At 48.8% G+C, this 11840-nt stretch carries 9 protein-coding genes; 7 read left to right on the top strand and 2 right to left on the bottom strand.

Annotated features, from left to right (window positions below):
- Positions 1–49 precede the first annotated feature (49 nt).
- The 7 genes from GLV97_RS02430 (at position 50) to GLV97_RS02405 (ending at position 9505) form a co-directional block, all read left to right on the top strand.
- On the top strand, positions 50–571 hold the full coding sequence (locus GLV97_RS02430; protein ID WP_160836969.1) for an acyl-CoA thioesterase: 522 nt from the start codon (positions 50–52) through the stop codon (positions 569–571).
- Positions 572–880: 309 nt separating this feature from the next.
- Positions 881–2266 carry an alanine/glycine:cation symporter family protein gene (locus GLV97_RS02425; RefSeq protein WP_202409729.1) on the top strand — a complete coding sequence of 462 codons (1386 nt, stop codon included), beginning with the start codon at positions 881–883 and terminating at the stop codon, positions 2264–2266.
- Between the two features lie 133 nt (positions 2267–2399).
- Complete coding sequence (locus GLV97_RS02420) at positions 2400–4289, top strand: ABC-F family ATP-binding cassette domain-containing protein (protein WP_160888897.1); 1890 nt, start codon at positions 2400–2402, stop codon at positions 4287–4289.
- 164 nt (positions 4290–4453) lie between these two features.
- Positions 4454–5701 (top strand): aminopeptidase, encoded by a 1248-nt coding sequence (locus GLV97_RS02415; protein WP_160840929.1) that lies wholly within the window; start codon positions 4454–4456, stop codon positions 5699–5701.
- 443 nt (positions 5702–6144) lie between these two features.
- Positions 6145–7632, top strand: a complete 1488-nt coding sequence (locus tag GLV97_RS02410) for a phytoene desaturase family protein (RefSeq protein ID WP_202410547.1) — start codon at positions 6145–6147, stop codon at positions 7630–7632.
- 48 nt (positions 7633–7680) lie between these two features.
- The gene (locus tag GLV97_RS19745; RefSeq protein ID WP_202410546.1) at positions 7681–7848 is read left to right on the top strand and encodes a hypothetical protein; all 168 of its coding nucleotides are present in this window, start codon (positions 7681–7683) and stop codon (positions 7846–7848) included.
- Between the two features lie 130 nt (positions 7849–7978).
- Complete coding sequence (locus tag GLV97_RS02405; RefSeq protein ID WP_160836961.1) at positions 7979–9505, top strand: BCCT family transporter; 1527 nt, start codon at positions 7979–7981, stop codon at positions 9503–9505.
- Between the two features lie 429 nt (positions 9506–9934).
- Here GLV97_RS02405 and kynB read toward each other — a convergent pair whose 3' ends face one another.
- A complete protein-coding gene (gene kynB / locus GLV97_RS02400; protein WP_160888896.1) occupies positions 9935–10555 on the bottom strand; it encodes an arylformamidase in 621 nt (206 codons plus the stop codon).
- A gap of 10 nt (positions 10556–10565) precedes the next feature.
- Entirely contained in the window at positions 10566–11834 is a 1269-nt protein-coding gene (gene kynU / locus GLV97_RS02395) for a kynureninase (RefSeq protein ID WP_160888895.1), read from the bottom strand.
- Between the last annotated feature and the right edge of the window lie 6 nt (positions 11835–11840).

Raw genomic sequence — 11840 nt, 5'->3', positions numbered from 1 at the left:
ATATAATAGATCCCGGAGAACGATTCCACATGAAGGTGAGGAAAAAGTTATGGATGCAAAACCTTGTATAGATTCACTGACCGTTAAAAATTCTCATGTACTTCCCCCGGATACGAATACGCACGGCACACTTTTCGGAGGGAAACTGATGGCCCACATTGATGACGTGGCTGCGATTGCAGCTGTCCGCCACTGCCGTAAGCCGGTCGTCACAGCCTCCACCGATTCTGTCGACTTTCTTCAGCCGGTGTTTGAAGGCGATACGGTCTGCCTTGAAGCCTTTGTCACATGGGCGCACAATACATCCATGGAGGTATTCGTAAAAGCAACGACGGAAAACCTGCTTACAGGAGAACGTAAAGTATGTACTACCGCGTTTCTATCCATGGTGGCTGTTGATGAAAACAATGATCCGACCCCGGTGCCGTCGGTTTACCCTGAAACAGAGGAAGAGCAGTGGCTTCATGATCACGCCCAAAAGCGTCATGAGCACCGGAAAAACCGGCGGAAGGAATCGAAGGAACTTGCTGAGAAATTCGGAACAAGCCTTCCATGGCGCCGGAATTCCTAAGAATCAACCAGGAGGAGCCCTGCTCCCCCTGGTTTTTTATATCAGGAAGTGCGTTTACAGGATGGGCCAAAACTTCAGTCTGCTTCCAGGAGAAAGCGCAGGAAACTGCGGAAGGCTTTGGAGGCGGGCGGCAATTTCATCGGAAAGTCAGTAGTGGTGGACTCCCATTGTATGATAAAATGAGAAAGTTGAATTTATTCATGTTTTTTTCCTATAGGGAAAGGGAATACGTGTTGTAAAACAGGAAATCATTTACATTTTATAGGAGTGATCAGTGTGCAGGAAGTCTTATCCTTTTTAAATGACTGGATGTGGGGGACCATCCTTGTCGCCGCCTTGCTGGGCGTTGGACTTTGGTTCTCGATCCGTCTGAAGTTCGCTCAGTTTCGTTACATACCTGAAATGTTCCGTGTACTGTTTGATAAACGGTCCATCTCAGCAGAGGGAAAGAAAGGAACATCTCCTTTCCAGGCCTTCGCCATCAGTACGGCCTCCCGGGTCGGTACAGGAAACCTTGCCGGCGTAGCTGCTGCTATTACAGTCGGAGGCCCCGGAGCGGTTTTCTGGATGTGGATTGTAGCTGTCCTTGGAGGGGCTTCCAGCTTTATTGAAAGCACCCTGGCCCAGGTCTATAAGGTTCCGGATAAAAACGAGTACCGTGGTGGACCCGCTTATTATATTGAAAAAGGGTTGAAGAACCGTACACTGGGTATCGTGTTTGCTGTTACCATCACCTTTACATACGGCCTTGTATTCAGTTCTGTACAGTCCAATACCATCAGGCTTGCCTTTGAAAACTCCTTTGATGTTGATAAATGGCTGATGGGAGCCATCCTGACCTTCTTTGTAGCTTTGATCATCTTTGGTGGACTTAAGCGGATCGCCCAGGTAACGCAGTATATCATCCCGATTATGGCTATTTTCTATATTCTGATTGCCACATATGTCCTGGTGGGTAATATCGCTCAAGTCCCGGAAATGATCGGGCAGATCTTTGCCGGAGCGTTCGGGTTCCGTGAAATTGCCGGTGGAACGTTCGGCGGGATGATTCTGATCGGAATCAAACGCGGACTTTTCTCCAACGAAGCTGGTATGGGGAGTGCGCCGAACGCAGCGGCCACATCAGAAGTCACTCACCCGGTCAAGCAGGGTTTGATTCAGACGCTTGGTGTATTTACAGATACCCTTCTGATCTGTAGTGCCACCGCTGTTATTATCCTGTTTGCCGGCGGTTATGAAAATACGTCCCTCGATGGAATCCAGCTGACTCAGGAAGCTTTCGAGTCCCAGCTTGGCTCCTGGGCAGCCATATTTATTGCGATTGCCATTCTTCTATTTGCCTTTAGTTCGATTGTCGGGAACTACTATTATGGAGAGACCAACATTGAATTCATAAAGACAAGTAAAAGCAGTATTTTCATTTACCGTCTGGCTGTACTGGCTATGGTTATGTTCGGTGCTGTCGCTGAGTTTGATCTCGTTTGGTCACTGGCGGATTTAACGATGGGGATCATGGCTTTAATTAACCTGTATGCCATATTCCGGTTGTCTTCGGTGGCGTACGCGGCCCTGAACGACTACGTGAAGCAGAAAAAAGCAGGGAAAGACCCTGTCTTCTACCAGGATCACCTGCCCGGAGTGGAAGGGATGGAATACTGGAGAAGAGACCAGTCCTCTGAGAAGGAAGACGCCTGAAGTGATAGAAAAGCTGTTGACGGTCTACACACCGTCAGCAGCTTTTTTCATCCATCCCAAGGTCCCTTCCCACCCCGGAAAAGGGGCCGGTGTGATATGATGGGGGCAGATTCTTATTAAAGGAATGAGCGTAATGAGTTTATTATCAGTCAATCAACTGAGTAAAAGTTATGGAGATAAAGATTTATTTGATGACTTGTCCTTCACGATTTCCAGTCAGCAGAGAATCGGCTTAATTGGTGTCAACGGCACGGGAAAATCGACACTGCTGAAAATTCTTGCGGGGATGGAAACCGGAGATCAGGGCGATATGGATCATGCGAAAGATTTCACAGTGGAGTATCTGCCGCAGGACCCTGAATTTGACGAAAACCAAACGGTTCTTGAACATATTTATGACGGGGAAGCTGAGATCATGGTGCTGATGCGCAGGTATGAACAGGTCATGCTCGAGCTTTCCGAAAAGCCGGAGGACACAGGCGTCCAGGAGCGGATGCTGGATCTTCAGCAGAAAATGGATGAAAAAGGGGCATGGGAAGCGAGCACAGTTGCTAAAACGGTCCTTTCAAAGCTCGGCGTTACGTACTTTGATAAAAAAGTATCGGAGTTATCCGGTGGTCAGAAAAAACGGGTCGCTATTGCCAAGGCCCTTATTCAGCCGGCGGACCTCCTGCTGCTGGATGAGCCGACCAACCATTTGGATAATGAAACCATTGAATGGCTGGAGGAATATCTCTCTTCCTATAAAGGAGCCCTCATGGTCGTTACACACGACAGGTATTTCTTGAACAGGGTAACGAACCTGATTTATGAACTCGATCAAAGCCGCTTGTACACGTATGAAGGAAACTATGAAACCTTCCTTGAGAAAAAGGCCGAACGCGAGGAATGGGAACTGCAGGCGGAACAAAAGCATAAAAACACTCTTCGTACAGAGCTCGCCTGGCTCAAAGCCGGCGTGAAAGCGAGATCTACGAAGCAGAAAGCGCGTATTCAACGGGTGGAGGCTATGAAAGAAGAAACCTTCCATACGAAGAAAGAGAACGTCGATATGGCTATCGGGTCTTCGAGACTAGGGAACCAGGTGATCGAACTCCAGGGGGTGACCCACAGCTACGGCGGGCGGAAGCTGCTGGATCAACTTGATTATTTGGTCGTACCTGGAGAACGTCTGGGGATTATCGGACCCAACGGTTCCGGAAAGACCACCCTTTTGAATATTATGGCGGAACGAATCGAGCCGGATGCCGGAAATGTTCACACAGGACAGACGGTAAAGATCGGCTATTACACCCAGGACCATGATGAGCTTGATGAAAGCTTGAAAGTCATCGAATATATCAAAGAAGTGGCAGAGGTCATCCGGACCGAAGATGGTACAGAGGTTACCGCCGAGCAGATGCTTGAACGGTTCCTTTTCCCACGACCGCAGCAGTGGACGTATATTAAGAGACTTTCCGGTGGAGAGCGCCGGCGCCTTTATTTACTACGCGTACTCATGAGCGAACCGAACGTTCTGTTCTTAGACGAGCCGACGAACGATTTGGATACAGAAACCCTCGGTGTTTTGGAAGACTATCTGGAGCATTTCCCAGGCGTCGTCATTACGGTTTCCCACGACCGGTATTTCCTTGACCGCGTCGTTAATCAGCTCCTTGCGTTCGAACAGAGTGGTCAGGTGCGCCGTTTCTATGGCAATTACTCCGAGTACCAGGAAGCTGTGAAAGAAGAGCAGAGGGTACCGAAGGAAGAAAAGCAGCCGTCCGCCCAGGAAGAAACGAGAAGAGGCAACCGGAAGCGGAAGCTTTCTTATAAGGAAAAACAGGAATGGGAAACGATCGAAGACGATATTGCCGCTTTAGAAGAGAAGGTCGAGGCGCTGAACGACCAGCTCGCTGAAGAAGCGTCCAATTATGACAAGGTCAGGGACCTTACCGCCCAACAGGAAGAAGCGGAGGCAGAGCTTGAACAGAAAATGGAACGCTGGGAAGAGCTCTCTCTCATTGTTGAAGGCCATGAATAATGCAGGGAAAGAGGATGAGGCTTAGCTGTCAGTCGTCTTCTCCTTCATTGACCGGGGCATCGGCCTGCCGCCTCTGTCCCGGTCTCTTTCATATGTTTTGTAGTTGTCGTTTTTTTGTGGAATAATGAATACGGATACACTGTTTAAATATAGGAGGTATACACATGAAAATGCCAAGTATGGATAAACTTGAAAAATATGCTGAGCTGGCGCTGCGCACAGGCGTCAACCTTCAGAACGACCAGCTTTTAATGATCAACTCCACCATTGAAGGAGCAGAATTCACACGGATTGTCGCCCGTAAAGCTTTTGAAATGGGGGCTAAAGATGTACATATCAACTGGGGGGACGATGAACTGACACGTATGGCTTATGAGCATGCTGATCAGGAAACACTCTCCCATGTACCGGAATGGCAGCAGCAGAAATATACGTATTTCGCCGAGCAGGGGGCAGCCATCCTTTCCATCCGTTCTACAGACCCTGATCTTCTGAAAGGTATTGATGCAGGGAAAGTCGCTTCTGCTGCAAAAGCACGTTCAGAAGCCATGTCCACGTTCCGTAATTACACGATGAATGACCGGATTCAATGGTCGATCATCAGTATTCCGATTGCGAAGTGGGCGCAGAAAATTTTCCCTGGGGAAGAGGAAGATACAGCAGTGGAAAAATTGTGGGAGCAGATTTTCAGTATCGTCCGTGTCGACCAGGATGATCCAGTGGAAGCTTGGAAAAAACACAATGATACGCTCATTACCGCCCGCGAATATCTGAATAAGAAACAATACCGGAAGCTGATTTATAAAGCACCGGGCACGGATCTTGAAGTAGCCCTGCCAAAAGGGCATGTCTGGAAAGGCGGGCCGGCCGGAACAGCAGAAGGAAATATTTCGTTTAACCCGAACATGCCGACAGAGGAAGTCTTTACAGCTCCTCATAAATATGGCGTGGACGGTAAAGTGACCAGCACGAAACCGCTGAACTACGGCGGCAATGTCATCAATAACTTCACCCTGACCTTCAAGGAAGGAAAAGTCGTGGACTTTACCGCAGAAGAAGGCAGTGAAACACTGCAGCATCTGCTGGATACGGACGAAGGCTCCCGTCACCTTGGCGAGCTTGCTCTCGTTCCACATGAATCTCCGATCTCTCAATCCGGACTGATTTTTTATAACACGCTTTACGATGAAAACGCGTCCTGCCACCTTGCGCTCGGAAAAGCGTATCCGAATAACGTACAGGGCGGTTCCGACATGAATGAGGAAGAACTGGATCAAAACGGCGTCAACCACAGCCTCACCCACGTGGATTTCATGATGGGATCCGGTGAGCTGGATATCGACGGTGTCCTCGAGGATGGTACGACGGAAGCCGTGATGAGAAAAGGCAGCTGGGCAATTACATTTGAGTAATGGCTTGTTTCTCTTTGAAACAGAAGACTTAGGAACGGACAAATGTTTCCGCGTATAATTTTTTAGTATAAAAAGGGTGCTCTTCTTTTAAACAGAAGAGCACCCTTTTTTTGAACTCATCCATAAGGAGTGACGAGCCATGTGCATTGTTGACGTCTGCGGGAAAACACTCTTTCCAGAACAAATTCATGTAGATAAGTTCGGTTTCTACCGCCCCCGCACAGTCGGAACTTCCGGCTGTCTTTTTTGTTTCGTTCATCCCGGCGTCAGGGAGGTGGTATTCATATGGAGGAAAAAGGGGCACGGATTTCCAGGGTTCCATGTTCAAGGTCTGAATGGTTATAGTGGAATAGTTTTCATTTGCGGATGAGACGGAATCGGCTGCTTTCTTTTTAAACAGCAGCCGGTAAGGGGAAAGAATAAGAGAAAGGAGGGAGTCGTGCATGATCTATGATGCTGCCGTTGTGGGGGCTGGTTTTGGAGGACTGGCAGCCGCCGCGGATTTAACCAGTAAAGGATACAATGTCGTTGTTTTTGAAGCGTCGAATGAACTTGGGGGAAGCGCCGGGCAGTTTGAGAGAAACGGCTACCGTTTTCAATCCGGGGCTACGGTCGGAATGGGTTTTGAGCCTGGAGGTGTACTGGACAGTCTTTTTGGACGGCTGGGCATTGAAAAGCCGTCCATGAAATCATTGGATATTATTATGGATGTTCACCTTCCGGACCGCACGATTCATTATTACCGCGACCGGAATGAGTGGTACAAGGAAATGGCCCGGGTTTTTGAAGGACCGGGGACGGCTTTTGAAAACTTCTATGACGAAGTGTTCAAAGTAGGCCGGCTGGTGGATCAGCTGACGGATAAGCTGCCGGTGTTTCCGCCGCGGACATGGGGCGACTACGCCCATCTGCTGCCGCTCGTGAATGAAAGCTCGCTCCGGCTGCTGCCTTATATGACGCAAACTGTGGAGGATCGTCTGAAAAAACATGGGTTGGATCAGCACCGCATGTTTAGAACATTTTTAAATGGTGAATTAATGGACAGTGTACAGACAAGTGTGGAGAACTGTCCGGCCTTTTTAGGATTTGCTGCGCTCCAGACTTTTCATAAAGGTGCTTTTGCGGTTCACGGTGGTCTTGCTGAAGCGGCAGGGAAATTGGCTGCTTATATACGGGAGCATGACGGTGATGTTCTCATGAGGCATCCGGTTCACTCCATTGAAAAAGGAGATGCTGGCTTTACCCTGCATTCCAAAAGAAATTCTACGTTTGAAGCCCGTCAGGTTATTCTGAATAACTCCGTCCATAACCTTCATGACACGTTGACAGAAGAGCTCAGCTCCCAGTCCTATATTCGTCCCCAGAAAGAAACGGCGAAAAAAGCCTGGGGGGCGTTTATTATTCACGGCGGTGTAGATGCAGACGTATTTCTAGACACGGATGTGCTGTATCATCAGTTTATTGATCCCGATCATCCGGATGACCTCCATAATGGCGGACAGTTCCTTTTGTCATTATCGGATCTGGAAGATACACGGATGGCGCCGGAAGGGAAGCGTTCGTTTACCTTGTCGACCCATACGGATATTTCCCCCTGGTGGAAAGCCGGCCATTATGAAGACGAAAAGCGGTGGATGAAGGAAAAGCTTTTACGAACGGTGGACCATTATTTTGAGGGATTCACCGATCAGCTCGACCTTGTGCTGCCCGGCACGCCTGTCACGTTCCAAAAATGGCTCCGCCGCAGAGATGGCAAAGTAGGCGGATATGCTCCCACGGGAAAATACAGCTGGCTTACCAGTTACTCGGTAAGAACCGGCATCCCTGACTTGTATCAATGCGGAGATACCGTCTTTCCTGGAGCCGGGACACTCGGCGTGACTCTTTCAGGATTAATGGCCGCAAAGCAGGCTGCAAAAGGACTAAAATGAAAAACGTTGGGAATACAAAGAACAGCACACTGAAAAGGAGAGGATTCCATGCTTGGTGACGGATATGAAATGAACATCTTCGGAGCAAACCCCAACCGGCACGATGAATGCTCGCGCTGTGGAAAGCCCCTCGTATCCAAAGCGGAAGAAGAAATCAACCTTTGTAAGGAATGTCAGAGGCGGCAGGAAGACCATAACGTGGAAGATGTGGATTGAGAGGTCACAGGAGTGACCTTTTCATCTGCGGGATAAAAGATTTTTCTTTACACCATAATAGGGGTAATGTTAGAGTCAGTTATTGTGCTTTCCCACAAGAAAGTAACACCATTGTCAAAAGGAGATCAAAATGGATAAACAATCGAAAGGCCGGATAGACTGGCCTGTATTTGCAATCAGTGGAGGCTTATTGACCCTCTTTGTGATTATTGCTCTTATCGACATTTCGTTCATAGAAAAAGTTGTAAGTGAAAGTTTTGCCTGGTCAGCCAATTATTTTGGCGCGTTCTGGCAGGTATTGATGCTGGCGACATTCTTCGTCGGTATATGGCTTGGATTTTCTAAATATGGAAAAATTAAAATGGGTAATATGGATAAACCGGAAATCGGTTTGTATAAATGGCTTTCAATTATCATGGCAACGCTTCTTGCCGGGGGAGGCGTATTCTGGGCAGCAGCTGAGCCGATGTGGCACTTCCTGACTGCACCACCTTCCCAGTCGGGTGTGGAATCAGGTACAGAAGCAGCGATTAATCCCGCGCTTGCTCAGAGCTTTATGCACTGGGGATTCCTTGCATGGGCCATTCTTGGTACGATCAGTGCCGTCGTTATGATGTACGGTCACTATCAAAAAGGAATGCCGATGAAACCGAGGACGCTGCTTTATCCAATCTTTGGGGAAAAGCTCCGCAAAAGCTTTTTCGGAACCATCATTGATGCGTTTGCTGTTATTGCGGTAGCCGCAGGTACGATTGGTCCTATCGGATTCCTTGGTCTGCAGGCCAGCTATGGACTGCAGGAAATCTTCGGAATTCCTAATACATTCAGCACGCAATTTACAATCATCCTGGTTGTGGTGCTTGTTTCCACCATTTCTGCTGTGTCCGGACTCTATAAAGGAATTCAGATGTTGAGTAGTTTCAACGTCCGTCTTGCTCTTGGACTGATGATTTTCATCGTCATTTTTGGTCCAGGCGGCTTTATTATCGACCATTTCCTATCTGGATTCGGTTATTATGTGGATCAGTTCATTCCTATGAGTACGTACCGCGGGGATGAAGGCTGGTTATCTCTATGGACAGTTTTCTTCTGGGGCTGGTTTATCGGTTATGGTCCAATGATGGCCATTCTCGTCAGCCGGATTTCCAGAGGGCGTACAATCCGTGAAATTATCGTAGCGGTGTCTGTATTCGCTCCAATTATTTCAACATTCTGGTTTACCGTGCTTGGTGGATCCGGAATATTCTTCGAAATGGAGAATCCGGGATCGGTTTCAAATGCCTTGAATGAGGCAGGGAACCCGGCAGCGATGTTTGCGATTACCGGGCAGTTCCCACTTGCGGAAATCGTTTCACCGCTCTTCTTGATCCTGACCATTCTATTCGTTGTGACAACGTCTGACTCCATGTCCTACACCATTGCTATGGCTGTGACAGGAGAAGGGAACCCGCAAACGTGGCTCCGTGTATTCTGGGCTGTTCTGATGGGGGCTATCGCTGTTATTCTTCTGATTACAGGTGATAGTGGTATTACGCAGCTTCAGAACTTTATCGTAGTGACAGCCGTTCCTGTGTCACTCCTTCTGCTTCCTATGATCTGGCTGGCGCCGAAAGTAGCGAAGACGATGGCTGTGGAACAAAGGATTTCAAAAAAATAAAGATAAAAAAGGTGGACGTCCTTTGACGTCCACCTTTTTTGGCTGTAAAACAAACCTGTGTTAACCAGTTAGAGTCGGGCACGCCCTCAACTGACTTGGTCAGAAAGGTCGCCTGCCCAAGTGGATCTTCGGCCTGTGCTGTTCACGCCTGCTTGGAAAAGAAAAAGGGAAAGCACAGGCGCTGATGACGGCCGCCATTATCGATTTTTTAAAGAATCCCCAAGGAGCGGCGCCCCTTCCACTCCTGCGGAAGAACGAGTGGTCCGAGATCGCCGAGCGTGGGTTTTGCGAGGAAGCTCGGACACTCGTCCGCGGAAAGGGAAGGGGCTTTCGCTCCTGACCGCAAGAAAGCAAAAAGCTTGTAAAGAAACAGAGGTTTCTCTACAAGCTGAAGGTGGACGTCAACGTCCACCTTTTTTTAATGCAAAATTACAGGTTTCTCAGCACAGCACGTACCGGACTTCCGTCGGCTTCAGCCATTTTAAGCGGAAAGGCCATCAGCTCATAAGTGCCCGGCAGAACGCTGTCCAGAACCAGGCCTTCAAGAATAAGCAGGTCATGGGCACACAGGCTGTGATGCGCAGGGAGTTCTTTGCTCGTTTCCGGATCGACCGAAGGGGTATCAACCCCGATCATATCAACCCCATGCTCTGCAAGATAGCCGGCCAGGTCGCTTCCGATAACCGTGTAAGCGGAGGGGAAATCTGACCGGTCCGGCCAGCTGTTTGTACGGAAGAGGATTTTATCCACCCCTGTTAAATCGATGTCAGTGATGTGTTCTTTGTGAATCATTTCCGGTTGGTCCAAATGGACGACAACCGCTCTTCCTGTAAAGCGGTCGACAGGCAGGTCCGCAATCCGGGAGCCTGAAGAATCATAATGGAAAGGCGCGTCGACATGGGTGCCGATATGACAGCTTCCTTTAAACTGACCGACATTGACAGATCCGGTCTCTTCCATGGAATAGGTGATTTCATATTTAAAAGGTTCATCCCCCGGCCATGGCGGGGTCTTTGTATCCAGCTTCATGCTGATATCCATCCACATCATCGGTATCCTCCTAAGCGATAATATCCCGTTCATTTTTAAATGACTTATGCTTTTCTTCCTGGACAATTTCTTTTAAAATCCTGACGACTTCATAAACATCTTCGTAGGAAGTGTAGAAAGCGACAGGGGCGAGCCGGATGACATTCGGGGAGCGGTAGTCCGGGACGACGCCTTCGCTCTTCAGCGCTTTGCAGATCCGGGCTGCTTCCTCGTGTACAAGACAAACGTGGCCGCCCCGGCGTTCATTTTCCAGAGGGTTGCGGATATTGAATCCGAAGTCTTCCAGTTCCTGATGGATTAAGTCCATGAACAGTTGTGTAAGCTGCAGGGATTTCTTTCTGATGTTCCCGATACCTGCTTCCAAAAACATTTCCAGAGAGCCAAGAAGCGGGGCAGAGCTTAAAATGTGCGGGGTACCGATTTGAAAAGCCCCGGCGTTGGATGAGGGGGTCAGCTCATGATTCATATCAAACTGCTTTTCCTTGTCCGAACTGAACCATCCGGCAAGTCCGGGGTGGGTTCCGAGGTGTCTGCGGTTGACGTACAACCCACCGGTGCCGCCGGGACCGCTGTTCAAATATTTATACGTACACCATACAGCAAAGTCCACCTCCCACTCATCCAGCTGATGCGGCACAGCCCCGATAGAGTGGGCGAGGTCAAACAACACAAGAATTCCGTGCTTATGAGCTTCCTTCGTGAGGATTTTCATATCGAGCAGCTGACCGCTTCTATACAATACAGAAGGAAGAAGAAGGAGAGCCACATCCTCCTTCATATGAGCGATGATGTCTTCTTCTTTGAGCGTATAGCCGTCAGAGCTTTCGATTGGTATGAAATGCTCGTCTGGGTCAAGGTGGTGAAGCGCCATCTGACTTTTTAGAGCATAGATATCTGAAGGGAAATTGAGTTCGTCTCCAATGATTTTTGTACGCCCTTTTTCCGGTGTGTAGAAAGTAGCAAGCAGCTGATGGAGATTAGTCGTGATGGATCCTGTGTTAATGACCTGGTCCGGGGAAGCCCCCAGAAGGGGAGCGGTCATTTGGCCGAGCTTTTCCGACATGTAGTACCACGGTTCGGCAGCCTGTGTCCATCCTTCTATGCCATGCTCCCTCCAGTCGTCGAGGGATTGATGCAGCGCCGCTTCGGATCGTCTGGACAGCAGTCCGAGGGAGTTGCCGTCCATGTAAATGGTGGCGTCTTTCAGGAAAAATTCCTGTTTATATTCTTTTAACTCATCGTGTTCATCCCATTTCCTTACATCATCCAGGGTAATCATCCCACT

Origin of the sequence: Halobacillus litoralis, assembly GCF_009856355.1 — a bacterium.
GTDB lineage: Bacteria > Bacillota > Bacilli > Bacillales > Halobacillaceae > Halobacillus > Halobacillus litoralis_B.
The sequence above is the reverse complement of the archived record's forward strand: the minus strand, read 5'-3'. Positions and strand labels throughout refer to the sequence as shown.